Origin of the sequence: Variovorax nitratireducens (genome assembly GCF_051216545.1) — a bacterium.
Classification (GTDB): Bacteria; Pseudomonadota; Gammaproteobacteria; order Burkholderiales; family Burkholderiaceae_C; genus Variovorax.
Window position 1 is genome coordinate 634,998 of sequence record NZ_JBPJZO010000002.1, and the last position, 19,330, is coordinate 654,327.

Genomic DNA, 19,330 nt, shown 5'->3' on the forward strand with positions numbered 1-19,330 from the left:
GAGAACATCCCATGAACGCAACCCGCCTTGTCGGCATCGTGCTGATCGTCGCCGGCATCGCCGCGCTGGCGCTCGGCAGCTTCAGCTTCACCAAGGAAACGCATCAGGCCAAGATCGGCCCGCTCGAGCTGTCGGTGAAGGAAAAGGAGACGATCAACCTGCCGGTGTGGGCTGGCGTCGCGGCGATCGTGGTGGGCGGCGCGCTGCTGTTCGTCGGCGGCCGCAAGGGCTGAGGGCCTAACGCCGCGCTGCGCCAAGCCGCTGCGACACCGCGTCGCCGCAGGCCCTGAGCGCATCAGCCAGCGCACCGTCCCATGCCGTGTCGAAGATCCCGGCCGGCCCGATCGCGGTGACGGCCAGCACGATCCGGCCGGTGTGGTCGAACACCGGCGCCGCCATGGCGCTCACGCCCGGCACGATCTCGCCCTCGGAGCGGCTGATGCCGTGCGCACGCACCTCGCGCAGCAGCACTTCGAAATCCTTCCAGGACGGCGCGCTGTGCTCGCGCTCGTCCGCCAGCAGGCGCTTTACCTCCAGCGGGTCGAGGTAGGCGCCGAACAGTCGGCCCGACGCCGTGCCGGCCAACGAAAACACCGTGCCATGCCGCAGGCTCACATGCACCGGCGCGGCCGACTCCGCAATGCGCACGATGGTGGCGCCGCGGTCGCCCCACACCGCCAGCGCCACCGTATGGCCGACCTGCCGGGCCAGCGCATCGATCAGCGGTGTCGCGATCTGGACCGGGTTGGCCTGCTGCAGGCCGATCAGTCCCAGCTGCAGTGCCAGCGGCCCGAGCGCGTAGTGGCCGGTGGCGTCGTCCTGCTCGATCAGCCCGAGCCGGCCGAAGCTCACCATGTAGGGATGCGCCTTGGCGGCCGTCATCCCGGCGTCGCGTGCCAGATCCTTCAGCGGCATCGGCCGGCCGGTGTGCACCAGCGCGCGCAGCAACTCGCCCCCGACCTCGATGCTCTGGATGCCGCGCTGCCCGCGATCGATGCCGGATGCCATGGTGTTTTGATATTCGTCTAAAAAGAATGCATTAGACAATAGCAGATGAACGCATTACCATCCAGCTCTGTTTTCGCGGAGACATTCCAGATGACCATCCCCTGCCAGAGCGGCTTTGGCAACGAATACGCGAGCGAGGCTGTGCCCGGCGCATTGCCGCAGGGCCGCAACAGTCCGCAGCGCGCACCGCTCGACCTGTACCCCGAACTGATCTCGGGCACCGCCTTCACGGCGCCGCGCCACGAGAACCGGCGCTCGTGGCTGTACCGGCGCCAGCCATCGGTGGTGTCGGGGCGCTACCGGCCGTATGCGCAAACGCGCTGGCAAACCGGCGGCGACCGCAGCATCGCGCTGCCGCCCGAGCCGCTGCGCTGGCAGCCGGTGCCGCTGGACGGCGCGGCCGATGCGGACTTCGTCGACGGCATGCACACGCTCGCGGCCAATGGCGACTGCGAAGCGCAAACCGGCATCGGTGCGCTGGTGTACCTGGCGGGCCGCTCGATGGTGCGCCGCGCCTTCGTCAACGCCGACGGTGAAATGCTGCTGGTGCCGCAGCAGGGCCGCATCGTGCTCACGACCGAGATGGGCGTGCTCGAGGTCAAGCCGGGCGAGATCGCGCTGGTGCCGCGCGGCGTGGTGTTCAAGGTCGGCCTGCCCGACGGCATTTCGCGCGGCTACGTCTGCGAAAACTACGGCGCGCAGTTCCGCCTGCCTGAGCTCGGCCCGATCGGCTCCAACGGCCTGGCCAACGCGCGCGACTTCCTCGCGCCGGTGGCCGCGTTCGAACAGGAAGAGGGCGGCTACGAACTCGTCAAGAAAGCCGGCGGCCGCTTCTGGAGCGCGCCGACCCGGCAGTCGCCGTTCAACGTGGTGGCGTGGCATGGCAACCTCGCGCCGGTGAAGTACGACACCGCGAACTTCATGACCATCGGCTCGATCAGCTTCGACCACCCGGATCCGTCGATCTTCACGGTGCTCACCTCGCCGAGCGACACGCCCGGCACCGCCAACTGCGACTTCGTGATCTTCCCGCCGCGCTGGCTGGTGATGGAAGACACCTTCCGTCCGCCCTGGTACCACCGCAACCTCATGAGCGAGTTCATGGGCCTGGTGTACGGCGAGTACGACGCCAAGCCGGGCGGCTTCAAGCCCGGCGGCGCCTCGCTGCACAACTGCATGGTGCCGCACGGCCCCGACGAAGAGGCTTTCACGAAGGCCATCGAGGCCGACCTGAAACCGCAGAAGCTCGACAACACGCTGGCCTTCATGTTCGAGAGCCGCTACCGTTTCCTCCCCACCGCCTGGGCGCTGCAAAGCCCGGCGCTCGACCCCGACTACGCCGACTGCTGGGCCGGCCTTCAAGACCAATACAAGCCATGAACCTGCTCAACGAAACCCACGATCCGGCGCTGCGCAGCTGGGTGCCATCGGCCAACGAAGCGGGCTGCGACTTCCCGCTCCAGAACCTGCCGTTCGGCCGCTTCAGGCCGGCGGGCACCGACGAGGCTTTCCGCATCGGCGTCGCGATCGGCGACCGGGTGCTGGATCTGGCGGCCGCGAAGCTGGTCGACCATGCCGACATGAACCGGCTCATGGGTGCGTCGCTCGCCGAGCGTGCCGAGTTGCGTGCCGCACTGTCCGCGGGCCTGCGCGAAGGCAGCCCGAAGCAGTCGGGCTGGGAACTCGCGCTCTATGCGCAGGCGGCAGTCGAGATGACGATCCCCTGCCGCATCGCCGACTACACCGACTTCTACACCGGCATCCACCACGCCACCACGGTCGGCAAGCTGTTCCGGCCCGACCAGCCTCTGATGCCCAACTACAAGTGGGTGCCGATCGGCTACCACGGCCGCGCCTCGTCGATCGGCGTGAGCGGCCAGCGCTTCCGGCGGCCGCAGGGGCAGACCCGGGCGCCAGATGCGGAAGTGCCCAGCTTCGGCCCGTCGAAGCGGCTCGACTACGAACTCGAACTCGGCTTCTTCGTCGGCCAGGGCAATGCGCTCGGCGAGCCGATCGCCATCGGCGAGGCGGAGCAGCACCTGTTCGGTGTGACCCTGCTCAACGACTGGTCGGCGCGCGACCTGCAGGCCTGGGAATACCAGCCGCTCGGCCCGTTTCTGGCGAAGAACTTCGCGACCACGCTGTCGCCCTGGCTGGTGACGATGGAGGCGCTGGCGCCGTTCCGCGCGGTCGCGTTCGAGCGGCCGGCCGGTGACCCCCAGCCATTGCCCTACCTCGACAGTGCGGCCAACCGCCAGGCCGGCGGGCTCGCCATCACGCTCGAGGTGTGGCTGCAGACCGCGAAGATGCGCGAGACCGGCGAAGCTCCGGCGCGCCTCACGCGCGGCAATACCACCGAGGCCGCTTACTGGACCGCAGCGCAGCTGGTCACGCACCACACGGTGAATGGCTGCAACCTGCAGCCCGGCGACCTGCTGGGGTCGGGCACGCTGTCGGGGCCCGAACCCGATCAGGCCGGCTCGCTGCTGGAACTCACGCTGGGTGGCAAGCAGCCGATCACGCTGCCCAACGGTGAACGCCGCACCTTCCTGGAAGACGGCGACACGCTCATCCTGCGTGGCTACTGCGAACGCGAAGGCGCGGTGCGGATCGGCCTGGGCGAGGTGAGCGGAACGGTTGTGCCCTGAGCCTCGGTCAGGCCCCGGCCGCGCGGGCCGCCTCGAGGTGGGTCTTGGCCCGCTCTGCCAACGCCATTTCGCCCGGCGTGCCGGGCGAAAACGCCTCCACCGGCATCGGCCGGCCGTGCGAGTCCACCGACACGAACACCACCAGGCACTCCGTGGTCTTGGCCATTTCACCGCCCTTCATGTCGCCGCTGCGTACCTCGACCGAGATGTTCATGCTGGTGTTGCCGGTGTAGGCGAGCCGCGCTTCCACTTCGACCAGGTCGCCGATCATGATGGGGTGGTGAAAGCGGATGCTGCCGATGAAGGCGGTCACGCAATAGCGCTTGGCCCAGCTGGTCGCGCAGGCATAGCCGGCCTCGTCGATCCACTTCATGACGGTGCCGCCATGCACCTTGCCGCCGAAGTTGACGGTGTTGGGATTGGCCAGAAAGCGAAGCGTGATGGACGGCATGAGGGCCTTTGTGCGGTGGGTGACAGATTATTGCCGCCCGGCGCCCGCTCATTGCGACGAATCTTGCGCCTGCAGCATCTCGTCGAACAGCGAGAGCAACTGCCGTGCGAACAGGTTCATGTTCAGGGCGCGGTTCGCATCGCCGGTTTCGATCGTCCGGCTTGCGGTGACCGCACCGGCGACGGCAATGCACAGGTGACCCGGTGCGTCGCCATAGGGGCTGCCGGAAGGGCCGGCTGCGCCCGTCTCGCCGAGTCCCCAGGTGGCACGATGGGTGTCGCGGATCCGGCCCGCGATGAGTCTGGCAAAGGGTTCGGTTTCCCCGCGCATCCCGGCCACATCGGCGGCCGTCAGCCCGAGCAGCGCCTTGCCGGCCCGCCGCGAGTACACGACCGCGCCGCCGAGGAAAAAAGCCGATGCGCCAGGCACCGCAAGCAGCGCCGCCGATACCAGGCCGCCGGCCGAAGATTCCGCAACCGCCACAGTCTGGCCGCGTTCGCGCAGTGCCGCGCCGATACGGGCGGCCAATTCGGCCAGCGGCGCCACGCCGGCCCCGTCAGCTGCGGACGCACTCAACCTGCCAGGCCCGCAAACACGTTCTGCACATCGTCGTTCGCATCGATGGCGGCCAGGAAGGCTTCGACCTCTTCCAGATGCTCAGCACTGAGGCTCGCCGGGTCGACCGGGTTCTTGGCCTTGTACCCGAGCTTCGCGGAGACGACGTGAAAGCCCTGGGCCGGCAGTGCGCGGCTCACCAGGTCGAGGTCGTGCGGGTCGGTCAGAAACACCGTGGGGCCGCCCTCCTCGGCAGGCTCGAAGTCCTGCGCGCCCGCCTCAATGGCGGCCAGTTCGGGGTCGGCGGTGGCTGAGGTCGGCTCGGCTTCGATCATGCCCAGATGGTCGAAATCCCAGGCCACCGAGCCCGAGGTGCCCAGGTGGCCTTTGCGAAACAGCACCCGCATTTCGGGCGCCGTGCGGTTCACGTTGTCGGTCAGGCATTCGACCATCACGGGCACGCGGTGCGGCGCAAATCCTTCGTAGATCACGTGCTCGAAATGGACCGCGTCGCCGGTGAGTCCGGCGCCCTTCTTGATCGCGCGTTCCAGCGTCTCCTTGGGCATGGAGACCTTGCGGGCCTGTTCCACGACCAGCCGCAGGCGCGAGTTCGAGGCCGGGTCGGCCCCGCTGCGGGCCGCGATCATGATGTCCTTGGCCAGTCTTCCGAACAGCTTGCCCCTGGCATTGGCCGCCAGTTCCTTGCCTTTTGCTTTCCACTGCGCGCCCATGGCCGCTCCTCGTTGTTGTAGCGGCCACAGCATAGTCTTTGGCGACCGCATGGCAACACGCGGCACGATCTCGATGCAGGTCGGCATCGCGCCGGCCTGCATCCTCACGATCCGGTGGGAGCCGTGCGATGCGGCCTGCGCCGCCGAAGCTCAGCGGTAACCACCCTCGTTCGGGTTGTGGATGATCCAGACCAGGTTGCCGCTGCTGAAGTCGCCCATGCCGCCACCCGCGAAAATCAGGCGGCCCTGGCCCTTGTAGGTCATCTCGAAGCGGTGACGGTCGGCACCGAAATAGAACGGGATCCAGGCCTTTCCGGTGATGTAGGCGCCCTGGTCGGTCGGCGGGCCCGCGATGTCCTGCACCTGCCGCGTCGACATGCCGATCTGCAGCCTGGCGAACTTGCTGTTGGCGGCCGGGTTGCCGGTGATCTCGCCCTCGAAGTCGTTCAGGCCCTTCACGGTGCGGCCGCTGCCTGCTTCCACCTTCGACGAATCGACCACGTTGCCGCGCGCATCCATGCCGGGCTTGCCGGCGCCGATGGTCGACGGCGCGGGCGCCGCAGCCTGCGGTGCGGGCGCCGGCGCAGGGGCCGGACGCACCGGCTCGACGGCCGCCACTGCGCAGCGCTCGAGTTCGACGATCTTCTGCTTTTCCCTGGGCACGAAGCGGTAGTCGCGGATCTTCGTCGTGACGGTGCCGCCAGTGAAGCCACCGCCCACCGAGCGGCAGCGGAAGTAGATGGGGTCCCCGGCGTCCACCGTGTACAGCCCTGGCGGCACGCCGCGGCCTGTGGCTTTGGCGAGCGTCAACGTCGTCGTCTTGCCGACGATCTCGGGCTTGACGCGCTTCTCGTTGCCGTCGTCCAGCAGGCCGCTGAGCTGGAAGTAATCGAGGCCTTCCACGGCGGGCGGCGGCGGTGGCGGCGCGACCGGTGCAGCGGCAGCCGGCGCGGGGGCCGCGGGCGCTGCCGCGTTCTTCGATGTCGACGAGCAACCGGCGGTCACCAGGGCGACCGCGGCAGCGACAGCCAGGAAATTCAGGGGCGTTTTAAGGATCAAGGTCGAGCTCCGTAGGGGTGTGCCGGAGATGTCGCCGGCCAGCGGCATTCTCCGGGTTTTTTGTGGTCTGTCTGTGTGCCGAACGGCCGATGCGCTTAGGCGGCAGAGATCGCCACGCGACAATGCCCTGGCGCCGGTCTTGCTAAGGTCGGAGTCCCCAAAAACTGTCCGCCGCTCCCGATGACCGATGCCCCCACCGCTGCCTGCCTCGTCGAAGACCTTGTGGCGCTGATGCGTCTTGAAGCCGTGGGCGAAGACCGCTTTCGCGGCGAGAGCGAGGACATCGGCACTCCCGCGGTGTTCGGCGGCCAGGTGCTCGGGCAGGCCGTGATGGCCGCGAGCCGCACCGTCGAGCCCGATCGGCCGATGCATTCGATGCACGCCTACTTCCTGCTGCCCGGCGAGCATGCGCCGATCGACTACACCGTGGATCGCGTGCGCGACGGGCGCAGTTTCACCACCCGGCATGTGTTGGCGCGCCAGGGTGGCCGCATCATCTTCGAGATGGCTGCCTCGTTCCAGACGGTCGACGAAGGCGTCGAGCACCAGTTGGCGATGGCCGAAACGCCTGGCCCCGAAGGCCTGCCGAGCGAACTCGAGCGGCGCGTGGCACTGGGCGACCGGCTGCCCGCGCGCTGGCAGGTCAAGGGCACCGAGCCGCACGGCATCGAATTTCGCCGCGTCGAAGACGACGACCTGCTGGCGCCGGCGCCACGCGAAGGCGGCAGTGCCATCTGGATGCGTGCCGTCTCGCCGCTGCCCGACGATCCGTCGGTGCACCGCGCGCTGCTGGCCTATGCGTCCGATCACGGCCTGCTGCGTGCCGCGCTGGTACCGCATGGCCTGACCTTCATGACCGGGCAGCTGCGTGCGGCCAGCCTGGATCACGCCATGTGGTTCCATCGCGAGTTCCGCTTCGACGACTGGCTGCTCTACATGATCGATTCGCCAAGCGCCGGCGGCGCGCGCGGCTTCTGCCGCGGCAGCGTGTTCACCCGCGACGGCCGGCTGGTGGCTTCGACCGCGCAGGAAGGCATGTTGCGCGTACTGCGCTGATCAGACGCCGAGGTAGCGCGTCCAGAGCGAGCGGTCGGCGTCGAGCGAGGCCGAGTCGCCCTGCCACACGACGTGGCCGCGTTCAACGATCACATGCCGGTCGGCCAGCGGCAGCAGGCGCTGCACGTACTTGTCGACCACCAAAATCGCTTCGCCTTCGGCCTTGAGCGTCGCCAGGCAGCGCCAGATTTCCTCGCGGATCACGGGCGCCAGGCCCTCGGTCGCTTCGTCGAGGATCAACAGCCGCGGATGCGTGGACAGCGCGCGCGCGATCACCAGCATCTGCTGCTCGCCGCCCGAGAGCTGGTTGCCCGCATGCTGCTTGCGCTCGGCAAGGCGCGGAAACAACTGGTAGAGCGCGGCCGGCGTCCAGCGCGCGGCGCTGCCGGGGCGTGGCCGCGCGAACGCGACCAGATGCTCGTCGACGCTGAGGTTCGGAAACGCGTGCCGGCCCTCCGGCACGATCGCCATGCCGCGCCGTGCGATCGCGTCGGGTCGCGTGCCGTCGACGCGCTCGCCGCCAAAACGCACGCTGCCGCTGGTCGATGTGAGCGTGCCTGTCAGCACCTTCAGCAGCGTGCTCTTGCCCATGCCGTTGCGGCCCAGCAGCGCGAGCACCTCGCCGGGCCGGATCGCGAGGTCGATGCCAAACAGCACCTGGCTGGCGCCGTAGCCGGCTTCGATGGCCGTGGCTTCAAGCAACAGGTCGCTCATGAATGTCCCTCTGCCTCAGTGCCAAGGTAGACGGCCTGCACATCGGGGTGGCCGCGCACCTCGTCAGCGGTGCCGGTCATCAGCACCTTGCCCTGCACGAGCACGGTGAGCCGGTTGGCAAGGCGGAACACCGCGTCCATGTCGTGCTCGATCAGCAGGATCGCCATCTCGCTGCGCAGCGATTCGATCAGTGTCACCATGCGCGCCGATTCGTCCGGGCCCATGCCGGCCATCGGCTCGTCGAGCAGCAGCAGCTTGGGCGCGGCGGCCAGCGCCAGCGCCACGTCCAGCGCGCGTTGTGCGCCGTGCGGCAGGGTGCCCGCGATGCGGTCGCGCTCGGCGCCCAGACCGACGCGCTCGGCCAGTGCCACAGCGCGGTCGACCAGCGCGGATTCGTGCCCGCGCGCGGCCATGAAGCGCAGGCTGCTGCCCGCATGGGCCTGCGCTGCAAGCATCAGGTTGTCGTGCACGGTTTCTTTGGCGAACACCCGCGTCACCTGGAAGCAGCGCGACATGCCAGCCGTCACGCGCTGGTGATCCTTGAGCCGCGTGATGTCGCGCTCGTCGAGCAGGATTCGGCCGGCATCGCTCGGCAGCAGGCCGGTGATGAGGTTCACCAGCGTGGTCTTGCCGGCGCCGTTGGGGCCGATCAGCGCATGGATCTCGCCCTGCTCGACACCAAGGCTCACATGGTCGGTGGCCAGCAGGCCTCCGAAGCGTTTGACCAGGCCTTCGATGCGGAACAGGCTCATGGTGCGGCTTTCTTGCGCGACTGCGGGGACAGCGAGGACACGGGGCGCAGAGCGTGGGGGCGACGAAGCGCCGCGAGCCCGCGCGGCGCCCACAGTGCGACCCCAATCAGCAATAGGCCGAGCGGCATGTGCCAGTGCGTGGTCGACTGCTTGAGCGCTTCTTCGAGCAGCAGCCACACCACGGCACCGAGCGGCCCGCCCCAACTGCGGCCGAGCCCGCCGATCACCACCATCACGAGCAGCGTGGCCGATTGCGTCCAGTGCATCGTGGCCGGGCTGATGAAGCCGTTGCCACCGGCCAGCAGCGCACCGGCCAGGCCGGCGATGGCGCCGGCAATGGCAAAGGCGACCAACTGCAGGCGGAACACCGGGTAGCCCAGCGCGCGCATGCGGGTTTCGTTGTCGCGGATGCCCATCAGTGCATGCCCGAAGCGCGCGCGCGTGGCGCGGTGCAGCCAGCCGAGCAGCAGCGCCACGATCGCCAGCACCACCAGGTAGAAGTTGGTTTCGTTGCCGAGGTCGAGCCCGATGCCCAGATCGGGCCGCGCCATCAGCGTGTAGCCGTCGTCGCCGCCGTACGTGCGCAGCGACACCGCCACGAAGTACAGCATCTGCGCAAAGGCCAGCGTGGTCATGATGAAGTAGATGCCGCGCGTGCGCAGCGCGACCAACCCGATCAGCGCGGCCGCGACGCCGCCGGCCAGCGCCGCCGCGGGCCACATCAACCAGGCCGAGGTGAAGCCCGCATCGGCAAACGCCACCACCGTGTAGGCGCCGACACCGACGAAGCCTGCATGCCCCAGCGCCACCATGCCGCCGAAGCCGAGGATGAAGTTGAGGCTGGCCGCCGCCAGCGCGATGATGAGCACGCGCCGCACAAAGCCGATGTAGAACTCGAGCCCGAACAGCGGCGCGATGAACGGGAACGCGGCGAGCGCGAGCAGCAGCACCGCGATGGCGACGAGACGTGGAGGTGATTTCATGCGCGCGCCGAGAACAGACCTGAGGGCCGGAAGATCAGAACCACGACCATCAGCGCATACATCGCCACTTCGGCAAACAGCGGGCCAAGGTCGGCCGCCGTCGCCGGCGGCAAGGTGGCACGCAGCAGCATGGGCACAAAGGCGCGGCCGATCGTGTCGACCAGCCCGACCAGCAGCGCCGCCACGAAGGCACCGCGCACCGAGCCGATGCCGCCGATCACCAGCACCACCAGTGCGGGGATCAGGATCTGCTCGCCCATGCCGACCTGCACCGCGACGATCGGGCCCATCAATGCCCCGGCCAGCGCCGCCAGCGCGGCGCCAAGCAGGAACACGCCGTTGAAGATGCGGCCCACGCGCACCCCCATCAGCTCGGCCATGGGCCGGTCGGAGGCACCCGCGCGCACCCGCATGCCGATGCGTGTGTGGTTCACCAGCAGGTAAAGCGCCAGCGCCACCAGCAGCCCGGCGCCGAGGATGACGAGCCGGTAGGACGGGTAGGGAAGGCCGTCGACCAGCTCGACCGGGCCCGACAGCGCAGCCGGCGTCGACGCCATGATCGGCGAGGGACCCCAGATCATCTTGACGGCGTCGTCGGCCACCAGGATCACGCCGAAAGTCGCGAGCACCTGCGCCAGATGATCGCGCGTGTAGAGCCTGCGCATCAGCAGCACTTCGAGCAGCAGTGCCACCACCACGGTGGCCGTCACGGCGAAAACGATCGCCGCGGCGAAGGAGCCGGTGCGCGTGTGCGCCTCGGCCGCCACATACGCCCCGGCCATGAACAGCGAGCCGTGCGCAAGGTTCAGCACGTCCATGATGCCGAACACCAGCGTGAGCCCGGCCGCCAGCAGGAACAGCATCAGGCCGTAGCCCAGACCGTTCAGCAGCTGCTCGAAAACAAGAATGCCACTCATAGGATCGAGAAGGTTTCGGGGGGCGAGCCTATTTCAGCGGGCATTTGTCGGCGTAGGTGTCGCCGTAGTTCGTGAGAACGGTGTTGATCAGCTTGTTCGTGACCTTGCCTTGCGCATCCTTGCCCACCACGCGCAGGTAGAAGTTCTCGACGGGGAAGTGGTTGCTGGCGTACTTGAAGCTGCCGCGCGTGGAGGCGTAGTTGGCCTTTTTCAACGCGGCGACCACGGCTTCGCGGTTCTGCGCGTTACCGCCCGATTGCTTGACCGCGGCGTCCATCGCGAGGATTGCGTCGTAAGCCTGCGCGGCGTAGAGCGACGGGTAGCGGCCGTTGTATTCCTTCCTGAAGGCGGCCACGAAGGCCTTGTTGGCCGCGTTGTCGAGGTCGTGCGCCCAATGCGAGGTGTTGAACAGGCCCAGCATCGGATCGCCCACGGCGCCGATCACGTCCTCGTCGGCCGAGAAGCCGCTGGTCACGAGCGTGATGTCTTTCGACAAGCCGGCACCGACGAACTGCTTGATGAAGTTGATGCCCATCGCACCGGGCAAAAAGAAGTAGATCGAATCCGGCTTGGCCGCACGCAGTTGCGCGAGTTCGGCCGCGTAGTCGATCTGGCCGAGCTTGGTGTACAGCTCCTCGGCCACCTGCCCCTTGAACTGGCGCTTGAAGCCGCCCAGCGCGTCCTTGCCGGCCGGGTAGTTCGGTGCGATCAGCACCATCTTCTTGAAGCCTCGGTCTTGCGCGAACTTGCCGGCGGCCTCGTGGAACTGGTCGTTCTGGTAGGCCGTGCCGAAGAAGTACGCATTGCACTGCGGGCCGGCGAACTGGCTCGGGCCGGCGTTGGCCGAGAGGTAGGGCACCTTGGCCGCGAACAGCGTCGGACCGACGGCCAGCGCCACGTTGGAGCCGATCGGGCCGCTGAAGATGTCGATCTTGTCGCGCTGGACCATGCGGTCGACCAGCTGCTTGGCCTGATCCGGGCTGCCTGCCATGTCGGCCTGGATGAACTCCACATCCTGGCCGCCGAGCTTGCCGTTGAGCTGCTTGATGCCCAGTGCGAAGCCGTCACGTGCCTCGGCGCCGAGGGCCGCGAACGGGCCCGAGATGTCGAGCGCCAGCCCGACCTTGAGCGGCGCCGCCTGTGCGGCCGTGGCAGCGCCGATGGTGGAAACCAGGAACAGCGTGCGCAGCGAGCGCTGCAGCGTGGACGATGTCGAGAACGTTGAAGCCATGAAAGCCCTCCGGCAGGATTGAAACAGCGCACCAAAAGTGGGGGCACGACGACGTGCCATGCCCCAAAACAGTTTATGGGTAAATACTTTAACCATAAACTATATTGTGTCAACCGCACATGCACGAATGGTGCCAACCGCGCTTCGCTGCTCCGCCTGCCGAGGGTCAGCCCTTGAAGGGGTTCGACGTCGCGAACCAGAGCCCGATGCCGGTGGCGATGATGAAGGCGCCGTCGGTCACGCCCGCCGCCAGGAAGAACTTGGTCTGCAGCGTGTCGACCAGTTCCGGCTGGCGCGCCGTGCCTTCCAGAAACCTGGAGCCGACGATGCCGATGCCGATGCAGGAGCCGAAAGCGGCAATGCCGATCAGCAGCGAAACGCCGAGGGGGAGGATGTCGAAGCCGTTCATGGCGGGTTCCTTTCAGGGGTTGCTTGGCTTGTGAACGTGGCTTCACTGTCGTGCAATGCCTGCGCACGGTCGATAACGTCGCAGGTCATGGCGCCGCGCCAGCCGCGAGAATCGCGTCATGACATCCAACCTGCCGCTCCCCACACGCCGATGGTTGTGCACGCGCCTCGTGGTCGTGGTGGCGGCGCCCGCCTGGGCCGCCAGCGGCTGGGCGCAGGCCCCGGCTGCCGGCCGGACCGAAGCCCTGTACGAGGGCGTGCTCGGCACCAGCCTGATCGGCATGACGCTGGTGGCGCCCAGGGGCGCGGAAGGCCGCCTTGCGGGGCACTACTTCCACGGCAAGTTCCTGAAGGACATTCCGCTCACGGGCAGCTTCCACGGCGGGCGGCTCACTTTGCGCGAAGCGGGCGGCGGCACCTTCACGCTGGAGTTGGTGGGCAACGGCACCGGGGGCGGGAAACCGCTCGACTTCAGCAACAGCATCGGCCTCACGGGCGTCTGGACGCAAGGGGCCAAGCGCCTCGACGTGACGCTCGGGAACACCGCCAACCGGCCGGCGGGCGGCCGCCGCTATGAGCAGGTCACCAAGGAAACCGACGAGGAGTTCGAGGCGCGTGTGCAGGGCTTCCATCGCGCGGTGCTGGCGGGCGACCGTGCCGGGGCGGCACGCTTCGTGGACTTTCCGTTGCACGTCAACCAGAGTGGCAAGGGCCGCGAGATCGCATCGGCCGAGCAACTGGACGCCGCCTGGGATCAGGTCTTTACGCGGGCCTGCCTCAACGCGCTGAAGGAGGCGCTGCCGCACGACATGTTCGTCTCCAACGGCCGGGCCATGATTGGCAACGGCGTGGCCTGGTTCGGCGCCAAGGGCGCGGTGGCGATCAACGTGCCCTGAGCCGAGGTGCTGCTACAGCAGGCGCTTGAGATAGCGCCCGGTGTGGCTCGCCTCGTTCGCCGCGATGTCCTCCGGCGTGCCTTCGCCCACCACCATGCCGCCGCCGGCGCCGCCCTCGGGCCCCATGTCGATCAGCCAGTCGGCAGTCTTGATGACGTCGAGGTTGTGCTCGATCACCACGATGGTGTTGCCCGCGTCGCGCAACTGGTGCAACACCCTGAGCAGCAACTCGATGTCGGCGAAGTGCAGGCCGGTGGTCGGCTCGTCGAGGATGTAGAGCGTGCGGCCGGTGTCGCGCTTGCTGAGCTCCAGCGCGAGCTTCACGCGCTGCGCCTCGCCACCCGACAGCGTGGTCGCCGACTGGCCCAGCTTGATATAGGAGAGGCCCACGTCCAGCAGCGTGTGCAGCTTGCGCTCGATGGTCGGCACGGCTTTCAGGAACTCGTGCGCCACCTCGACCGTCATGTCGAGGATCTGCGCGATGTTGCGGCCCTTGTATTGCACTTCGAGCGTTTCGCGGTTGTAGCGCTGGCCGTGGCACACCTCGCATGGCACATACACGTCGGGCAGGAAATGCATCTCGACCTTGACCACGCCGTCGCCCTGGCAGGCCTCGCAGCGGCCACCGGCCACGTTGAAGCTGAAACGGCCCGGCCCGTAGCCGCGCTCGCGCGCGGTGTTGGTCTCGGCCATGAGTTCGCGGATCGGCGTGAACAGGCCCGTGTAGGTGGCCGGGTTGCTGCGCGGCGTGCGGCCGATCGGGCTCTGGTCGACGTTGATGACCTTGTCGAAATACTCGATGCCCTCGACCGACTCGTGCGCGGCCGGGTCCTCGTGCGCGCGGTACAGCGTGCGTGCCACCGCGGTGTAGAGCGTGTCGTTCACCAGTGTCGACTTGCCCGAGCCCGAGACGCCGGTCACGCAGGTCAGCAGCCCGACCGGGAAGGCCACGCTCACGTTCTTCAGGTTGTTGCCGGTCGCGCCGACCACGCGGATTTCCTGCAGGTCGCTTTGCGACGCAAGGTGCGCCGCTTCCCGTGCCTGCCGCTTCAGCGCGGCCGGGCTCGGTGGAAACTTGGGCTTGATCGCGGCCGCCTTCTTCTCTTCGGCACTCTTTCGCAGCACCGGCAGCCACGGCGTGCGGCGCTTCGGCAGCGCGATCTTCTTGGTGCCCAGCAGGTACTGGCCGGTGAGCGAGGCGGGGTTGTCGCGCACCTGCTCGTAGCTGCCCTGCGCCATCACGCGGCCGCCGTGCACGCCGGCGCCCGGGCCCATGTCGATCACATGGTCGGCCGCGTGGATCATGTCTTCGTCGTGCTCGACCACGATCACGCTGTTGCCGATGTCGCGCAGGTGCTTGAGCGTGCCGATCAGGCGGTCGTTGTCGCGCTGGTGCAGGCCGATGCTGGGCTCGTCGAGCACGTACATCACGCCCGTGAGGCCGGAGCCGATCTGCGACGCCAGCCGGATGCGCTGCGCCTCGCCGCCCGAGAGCGTCTCGGCGCTGCGGTCCAGGCTCAGGTAGTTGAGGCCGACGTCGTTCAGGAATTTCAGCCGCAGGCCGATCTCGCGCACGATCTTGTCTGCGATCTCCGCCTTCGAGCCGCGCAGCTTCAAGGTCTGGAAATAGACGAGGCTTTCGCGCAGCGTGGCGTGGCTGACCTCGTAGATGCTCATGCGCTGCGGCTCGCCGTCGCCGGTCTCGTCGACCAGGAACACGTTGCGCGCCTCGCGCCGCAGCCGCGTGCCGCCGCAATCCGGACAGGGCTGCATGTTGCGGTAGCGGGCCAGCTCTTCGCGCACTGCGACCGAATCGGTCTCGCGGTAGCGCCGCGTCATGTTCGGGATGATCCCTTCGAACGGGTGCTTGCGCGTGAGCTTCTTGCCGGCTTGCTGGCCGCTCTCCATCACGTAGTTGAACTTGATCTCTTCTTCGCCCGAGCCGGCCAGCACGGCGTTGCGCACGGCGTCGGGCAACTCCTCGAACGGGCGGTCGATGTCGACGTCGTAGTGCTTCGCCACGCTCTCCAGCATGCTGAAGTAGTAGCCGTTGCGCCGGTCCCAGCCCTTGATCGCGCCGCTCGCCAGCGAGAGCGACGGAAACGCGACCACGCGCGACGGATCGAAGACCTCGCGGTGACCCAGCCCGTCGCAACTCGGGCAGGCACCCACCGGCGAGTTGAACGAAAACAGGCGCGGCTCCAGCTCGGCCAGCGAGTAGTGGCAGATCGGGCAGGCGAACTTGGCGTTGTAGAGATGCTCCTTGTCCGCCGCGCCCTCCTGGCCCAGTTCGAGCGCGATCGCCCGGCCATCGGCCAGCCGCAGCGCGGCTTCGAAGCTCTCGGCCAGCCGCTGCTGCATGTCGGGCCGCGCGCGCAGCCGGTCGATCACCACGTCGATGTCGTGCTTCTCGGTCTTCTTGAGCTTGGGCAGGTCGTTGTATTCGTACGTCTGGCCGTCGACGCGGAAGCGCACGTAGCCCTGCGCCTGCATCTCGGCGAACAGCTCGACGAACTCGCCCTTTTTCTCGCGGGCGACGGGCGCCAGGATCATCAGGCGCGGCTCGTCGGGAATGCCCAGCGTGGCATCGACCATCTGCGAGACGGTTTGCGCCTGCAGCGGCAGATGGTGGTCGGGGCAGTAGGGGGTGCCGGCGCGTGCATAGAGCAGGCGCAGGTAGTCGTGGATCTCGGTGACGGTGCCGACGGTCGAGCGCGGGTTGTGGCTGGTGGCCTTCTGCTCGATGCTGATCGCGGGGCTCAGTCCTTCGATCACGTCGACATCGGGCTTGTCCATCAGCTGCAGGAACTGCCGGGCATAGGCCGACAGGCTCTCGACATAGCGTCGCTGGCCCTCGGCGTACAGCGTGTCGAAGGCCAGGCTCGACTTGCCCGAGCCCGACAGGCCGGTGATCACCACCAGCTTGTTGCGCGGAATGTCGAGGTCGATGTTCTTGAGGTTGTGCGTGCGCGCGCCGCGGATGCTGATGCGCTGCTGCGCGAGCAGTGCGCCGAGGTAGGCGTCGTCGGAGGGGGAATTCACGGGGCAGTCCGTTCTGGGCAACCGAGCATGATAAGTCGCCCGGCGTTTCCGGGCACAATCTCCGGTTTCCTCCTCCTCTCTCACTCATTCATCAGGGGCAGTGCATATGGCATCGGTCAACAAGGTCATCGTCGTCGGCAACCTCGGGCGCGACCCGGAAATGCGGACATTTCCGAGCGGCGACCAGGTCGCGAACGTGACCGTCGCCACCACCGACAAGTGGAAAGACAAGCAAAGCGGCGAGATGCGCGAAGCCACCGAGTGGCACCGCATCGTGTTCAACGGCCGCCTGGCCGAAATCGCCGGCCAGTACCTGCGCAAGGGTTCGCAGGTGTATGTCGAAGGCAGCCTGCGCACGCGCAAGTGGACCGACAAGGACGGCATCGAAAAATTCACCACCGAGATCCGCGCCGACCAGATGCAGATGCTCGGTAGCCGTCAAGGCGCGGGCGGCCCGTCGGGCGGCGGTGACGACGACGGCGGCTACTCGCAAGGTGGCGGTGGTGGCGGCGGTGGCGGCTACGCCCCGCGTGCGCCTGCCGCCGCACCGCGCGCACCAGCCCCGGCGCCGCGCCAGGCGCCCGCGAAATCGTCGTCCGGCTTCGACGACATGGACGACGACATTCCGTTCTGAGGCGCGGCGGGTCGCGGGCCGGTTCGCGCGCGCCCGCAATGGCCCTGCTGCCTTGCAGGCAGCGGCTTCGGCCCAAGATACGCACCCTGTATCTGCTGCCGGCGCCCGCTCGATGACCACTCCGCTTTCCATTCTCGATCTGTCCCCCATCTGCGAAGGCGGCGACGCGTCGCAGTCGTTCCGCAACTCGCTCTCCCTCGCGCAGCACGCTGAAAAGCTCGGCTACCGGCGCTACTGGCTAGCCGAGCACCACGGCATGCCGGGCATTGCGAGCGCGGCGACCGCGGTGCTGTTGGCCCACATCGGCGCCGGCACCCAGACGATCCGCATCGGCGCGGGCGGCGTGATGCTGCCGAACCATTCGCCCCTGGTTATCGCCGAGCAGTTCGGTACGCTGGAGTCGCTGTATCCAGGGCGCATCGACCTCGGCCTGGGCCGTGCGCCGGGCTCGGATCAGCGCACCGCGCAGGCGCTGCGCCGCAACCTCGAGTCCGATGCGGATCAGTTCCCGCAGGACGTGGTCGAGTTGATGGACTACATGTCGAAAGCGCCGCGCCAGCCGGTGATGGCCGTGCCGGGCCGCGGGCTCGAGGTGCCGTTGTGGATCCTCGGCTCCAGCACTTTCGGCGCGCAGCTCGCGGCGCATCTCGGCCTGCCCTACGCCTTTGCCTCGCACTTCGCGCCGCAGCAGCTGATGCAGGCGATCCGCATCTACCGCGAAACCTTCAAGCCATCGGCGCAGTTGCAGAAGCCGTATGTGATGCTGGGCTTCAACGTGTTCGCGGCCGACACCGACGAAGAGGCGAACTTCCGCGCCAGTTCCTGGCACCAGGCCTTCGTCAACCTGCGCAGCGGACGGCCGGGACGCCTGCCGCCGCCGGTCAAGAACTACCGCGGCACGGTCGGCCCGGCCGAGAACGCGCTGCTCGATTCGGTGCTGTCGTGCTCGGCGGTCGGCTCGGTCGAGACGGTGCGGGCCGGCATGCAGGCCTTCATTGCGCGCACCGGGGCCGACGAGCTGATGATCACCTCGCAGGTGTTCGACCATGCGGCGCGGCTGCGCTCCTATGAGCTTTTGGCCGGCATCCGCGACGAGGTCGGTATGGCCGCGCTGCCCGGCTAGCCCGGGGCGCCGACAATCACGCCGCCGCCAAGGCAGACTTCGCCGTCGTACACAACGGCGGACTGGCCTGGCGTCACGGCCCACTGGGCCGCGGGGAAGTCGAGACGGATGCGACCCTCGTCGCCCTTGCCCAGCGCGCAGCCCGCATCGGCCTGCCGATAGCGCGACTTGGCGCCGTAGCTGCCCGGCGCCGGCGCCGCGCCCGCAACCCAGCTCGTGTCGTCGGCCTCGAGTGCATGCGACAGCAGCCACGGGTGGTCGTGCCCCTGCACCACCCACAGGGTGTTCTTCTCGACGTCCTTGCGGGCCACGAACCAGGGCGAGTGGTCGCCGCCGCCGCGCTGCGCGCCCTTCTCTTTCACGCCGCCGATGCCCAGGCCTTGGCGCTGGCCCAGCGTGTAGAAGCTCAGGCCCTGGTGCTCGCCGACGGTGCGGCCGCGCGCGTCCTTGATCGGCCCCGGCGCCTTGCTGATGTAACGGTTGAGGAAGTCGCGGAAAGGCCGCTCGCCGATGAAGCAGATGCCGGTCGAGTCCTTCTTCTTCGCGTTGGGCAGGCCGATGTCGTCGGCAATGCGGCGCACCTCGGTCTTGTGCAGTTCGCCGACCGGGAACAGCGTTTTCGACAACTGCGCCTGGTTCAACCGGTGCAGGAAGTAGCTTTGATCCTTGGCGGGATCGAGGCCCTTGAGCAACTCGTGCTGCTGCGTGGCTTCGTTGAAACGCACGCGTGCATAGTGGCCCGTGGCGATCTTCTCGGCGCCGAGCCTCATCGCATGGTCGAGGAAGGCCTTGAACTTGATCTCGGCATTGCACAGCACGTCGGGGTTCGGCGTGCGGCCGGCCTGGTACTCGCGCAGGAACTCGGCGAACACGCGATCCCGGTAGTCGGCCGCGAAGTTGACATGCTCGATCTCGATGCCCAGCACATCGGCCACGCTGGCCGCGTCGATGAAGTCGATGTTCGACGAGCAATACTCGCTGTCGTCGTCGTCTTCCCAGTTCTTCATGAAGATGCCGATCACCTCGTGGCCCTGCTGTTTCAGCAGGTGCGCCGTGACCGCGGAGTCGACCCCGCCACTCAGACCCACCACGATGCGCTGCTTTTTCATGACCCGGCGATTG

Annotated in this window: 19 protein-coding genes and 1 pseudogene; 7 read left to right on the forward strand and 13 right to left on the reverse strand. The window is 67.8% G+C overall.

Features of this window, described 5'->3' with window-relative positions; translation table 11 throughout:
* Positions 1-11: 11 nt before the first annotated feature.
* Positions 12-233, forward strand: coding sequence for a hypothetical protein (locus ACSFA8_RS08335; protein ID WP_435479017.1), 222 nt, complete (start codon positions 12-14; stop codon positions 231-233).
* Positions 234-237: 4 nt separating this feature from the next.
* Here the strand turns inward: ACSFA8_RS08335 and ACSFA8_RS08340 are convergent, their stop codons facing one another.
* Positions 238-1,008 (reverse strand): IclR family transcriptional regulator, encoded by a 771-nt coding sequence (locus tag ACSFA8_RS08340; protein WP_435479018.1) that lies wholly within the window; start codon positions 1,006-1,008, stop codon positions 238-240.
* A gap of 90 nt (positions 1,009-1,098) precedes the next feature.
* Here ACSFA8_RS08340 and hmgA point away from each other — a divergent pair, with 90 nt between their 5' ends.
* Positions 1,099-2,388 (forward strand): homogentisate 1,2-dioxygenase, encoded by a 1,290-nt coding sequence (gene hmgA / locus ACSFA8_RS08345; protein WP_435479019.1) that lies wholly within the window; start codon positions 1,099-1,101, stop codon positions 2,386-2,388.
* Positions 2,385-3,656: a fumarylacetoacetase gene (fahA, locus tag ACSFA8_RS08350; RefSeq protein ID WP_435479020.1), complete on the forward strand. Its 1,272-nt coding sequence runs from the start codon at positions 2,385-2,387 to the stop codon at positions 3,654-3,656. Before hmgA ends, fahA begins: the two co-directional genes overlap by 4 nt.
* A 7-nt stretch (positions 3,657-3,663) precedes the next feature.
* Here the strand turns inward: fahA and ACSFA8_RS08355 are convergent, their stop codons facing one another.
* From ACSFA8_RS08355 to ACSFA8_RS08370, 4 genes are all read right to left on the reverse strand, one after another.
* Positions 3,664-4,107 carry an acyl-CoA thioesterase gene (locus ACSFA8_RS08355; protein ID WP_435479021.1) on the reverse strand — a complete coding sequence of 148 codons (444 nt, stop codon included), beginning with the start codon at positions 4,105-4,107 and terminating at the stop codon, positions 3,664-3,666.
* A 48-nt stretch (positions 4,108-4,155) separates the two neighbouring features.
* A complete protein-coding gene (locus tag ACSFA8_RS08360) occupies positions 4,156-4,653 on the reverse strand; it encodes a CinA family protein (RefSeq protein WP_435479022.1) in 498 nt (165 codons plus the stop codon).
* Between the two features lie 26 nt (positions 4,654-4,679).
* A complete protein-coding gene (locus ACSFA8_RS08365; RefSeq protein WP_435479023.1) occupies positions 4,680-5,393 on the reverse strand; it encodes a YebC/PmpR family DNA-binding transcriptional regulator in 714 nt (237 codons plus the stop codon).
* Positions 5,394-5,543: 150 nt separating this feature from the next.
* Positions 5,544-6,452: a hypothetical protein gene (locus ACSFA8_RS08370; RefSeq protein WP_435479024.1), complete on the reverse strand. Its 909-nt coding sequence runs from the start codon at positions 6,450-6,452 to the stop codon at positions 5,544-5,546.
* A gap of 180 nt (positions 6,453-6,632) precedes the next feature.
* Here ACSFA8_RS08370 and ACSFA8_RS08375 point away from each other — a divergent pair, with 180 nt between their 5' ends.
* A complete protein-coding gene (locus ACSFA8_RS08375; protein ID WP_435479025.1) occupies positions 6,633-7,508 on the forward strand; it encodes an acyl-CoA thioesterase in 876 nt (291 codons plus the stop codon).
* Here ACSFA8_RS08375 and ACSFA8_RS08380 read toward each other — a convergent pair.
* The 6 genes and pseudogenes from ACSFA8_RS08380 to atpE all read right to left on the reverse strand — a co-directional run.
* A pseudogene (locus ACSFA8_RS08380) lies at positions 7,509-8,147 on the reverse strand (ABC transporter ATP-binding protein); the annotation flags it as partial. It abuts the gene before it with no gap.
* Positions 8,148-8,218: 71 nt separating this feature from the next.
* Positions 8,219-8,974, reverse strand: a complete 756-nt coding sequence (locus tag ACSFA8_RS08385) for an ABC transporter ATP-binding protein (protein ID WP_435479026.1) — start codon at positions 8,972-8,974, stop codon at positions 8,219-8,221.
* The gene (locus ACSFA8_RS08390; RefSeq protein WP_435479027.1) at positions 8,971-9,957 is read right to left on the reverse strand and encodes a branched-chain amino acid ABC transporter permease; all 987 of its coding nucleotides are present in this window, start codon (positions 9,955-9,957) and stop codon (positions 8,971-8,973) included. The genes ACSFA8_RS08385 and ACSFA8_RS08390 overlap by 4 nt, the downstream gene beginning before the upstream one ends.
* A complete protein-coding gene (locus ACSFA8_RS08395; RefSeq protein ID WP_435479028.1) occupies positions 9,954-10,874 on the reverse strand; it encodes a branched-chain amino acid ABC transporter permease in 921 nt (306 codons plus the stop codon). Before ACSFA8_RS08395 ends, ACSFA8_RS08390 begins: the two co-directional genes overlap by 4 nt.
* Before the next feature lie 28 nt (positions 10,875-10,902).
* Positions 10,903-12,105 (reverse strand): ABC transporter substrate-binding protein, encoded by a 1,203-nt coding sequence (locus tag ACSFA8_RS08400; RefSeq protein ID WP_435479029.1) that lies wholly within the window; start codon positions 12,103-12,105, stop codon positions 10,903-10,905.
* A gap of 166 nt (positions 12,106-12,271) precedes the next feature.
* Positions 12,272-12,514: a F0F1 ATP synthase subunit C gene (gene atpE / locus ACSFA8_RS08405; protein ID WP_435479030.1), complete on the reverse strand. Its 243-nt coding sequence runs from the start codon at positions 12,512-12,514 to the stop codon at positions 12,272-12,274.
* A 118-nt stretch (positions 12,515-12,632) separates the two neighbouring features.
* Here atpE and ACSFA8_RS08410 point away from each other — a divergent pair, with 118 nt between their 5' ends.
* A complete protein-coding gene (locus tag ACSFA8_RS08410; RefSeq protein WP_435479031.1) occupies positions 12,633-13,409 on the forward strand; it encodes a hypothetical protein in 777 nt (258 codons plus the stop codon).
* A 12-nt stretch (positions 13,410-13,421) separates the two neighbouring features.
* Here ACSFA8_RS08410 and uvrA read toward each other — a convergent pair whose 3' ends face one another.
* On the reverse strand, positions 13,422-16,451 hold the full coding sequence (uvrA, locus tag ACSFA8_RS08415; RefSeq protein ID WP_435479032.1) for an excinuclease ABC subunit UvrA: 3,030 nt from the start codon (positions 16,449-16,451) through the stop codon (positions 13,422-13,424).
* Positions 16,452-16,557: 106 nt separating this feature from the next.
* Here uvrA and ssb point away from each other — a divergent pair, with 106 nt between their 5' ends.
* Together ssb and ACSFA8_RS08425 are read left to right on the forward strand one after the other, a co-directional pair.
* Positions 16,558-17,085, forward strand: a complete 528-nt coding sequence (ssb, locus tag ACSFA8_RS08420; protein WP_286624428.1) for a single-stranded DNA-binding protein — start codon at positions 16,558-16,560, stop codon at positions 17,083-17,085.
* A gap of 112 nt (positions 17,086-17,197) precedes the next feature.
* On the forward strand, positions 17,198-18,208 hold the full coding sequence (locus ACSFA8_RS08425) for an LLM class flavin-dependent oxidoreductase (protein ID WP_435479033.1): 1,011 nt from the start codon (positions 17,198-17,200) through the stop codon (positions 18,206-18,208).
* On the opposite strand, the gene mnmA is transcribed toward ACSFA8_RS08425, so the two are convergent.
* Positions 18,205-19,317 carry a tRNA 2-thiouridine(34) synthase MnmA gene (gene mnmA, locus ACSFA8_RS08430; protein ID WP_435479034.1) on the reverse strand — a complete coding sequence of 371 codons (1,113 nt, stop codon included), beginning with the start codon at positions 19,315-19,317 and terminating at the stop codon, positions 18,205-18,207. The genes ACSFA8_RS08425 and mnmA overlap by 4 nt on opposite strands.
* Positions 19,318-19,330 lie beyond the last annotated feature (13 nt).

Excerpts from the sequence above, each read along its gene's own strand:
- atpE (WP_435479030.1), bottom strand. The coding sequence starts at position 12,514 with ATGAACGGCTTCGACATCCTCCCCCTCGGCGTTTCGCTGCTGATCGGC.
- ACSFA8_RS08335 (WP_435479017.1), top strand. The coding sequence starts at position 12 with ATGAACGCAACCCGCCTTGTCGGCATCGTGCTGATCGTCGCCGGCATC.
- ACSFA8_RS08395 (WP_435479028.1), bottom strand. The coding sequence starts at position 10,874 with ATGAGTGGCATTCTTGTTTTCGAGCAGCTGCTGAACGGTCTGGGCTAC.
- ACSFA8_RS08355 (WP_435479021.1), bottom strand. The coding sequence starts at position 4,107 with ATGCCGTCCATCACGCTTCGCTTTCTGGCCAATCCCAACACCGTCAAC.
- ACSFA8_RS08400 (WP_435479029.1), bottom strand. The coding sequence starts at position 12,105 with ATGGCTTCAACGTTCTCGACATCGTCCACGCTGCAGCGCTCGCTGCGC.
- ACSFA8_RS08425 (WP_435479033.1), top strand. The coding sequence starts at position 17,198 with ATGACCACTCCGCTTTCCATTCTCGATCTGTCCCCCATCTGCGAAGGC.
- fahA (WP_435479020.1), top strand. The coding sequence starts at position 2,385 with ATGAACCTGCTCAACGAAACCCACGATCCGGCGCTGCGCAGCTGGGTG.
- ACSFA8_RS08340 (WP_435479018.1), bottom strand. The coding sequence starts at position 1,008 with ATGGCATCCGGCATCGATCGCGGGCAGCGCGGCATCCAGAGCATCGAG.
- ACSFA8_RS08390 (WP_435479027.1), bottom strand. The coding sequence starts at position 9,957 with ATGAAATCACCTCCACGTCTCGTCGCCATCGCGGTGCTGCTGCTCGCG.
- mnmA (WP_435479034.1), bottom strand. The coding sequence starts at position 19,317 with ATGAAAAAGCAGCGCATCGTGGTGGGTCTGAGTGGCGGGGTCGACTCC.
- ACSFA8_RS08410 (WP_435479031.1), top strand. The coding sequence starts at position 12,633 with ATGACATCCAACCTGCCGCTCCCCACACGCCGATGGTTGTGCACGCGC.
- ssb (WP_286624428.1), top strand. The coding sequence starts at position 16,558 with ATGGCATCGGTCAACAAGGTCATCGTCGTCGGCAACCTCGGGCGCGAC.
- hmgA (WP_435479019.1), top strand. The coding sequence starts at position 1,099 with ATGACCATCCCCTGCCAGAGCGGCTTTGGCAACGAATACGCGAGCGAG.
- ACSFA8_RS08385 (WP_435479026.1), bottom strand. The coding sequence starts at position 8,974 with ATGAGCCTGTTCCGCATCGAAGGCCTGGTCAAACGCTTCGGAGGCCTG.
- ACSFA8_RS08375 (WP_435479025.1), top strand. The coding sequence starts at position 6,633 with ATGACCGATGCCCCCACCGCTGCCTGCCTCGTCGAAGACCTTGTGGCG.
- ACSFA8_RS08365 (WP_435479023.1), bottom strand. The coding sequence starts at position 5,393 with ATGGGCGCGCAGTGGAAAGCAAAAGGCAAGGAACTGGCGGCCAATGCC.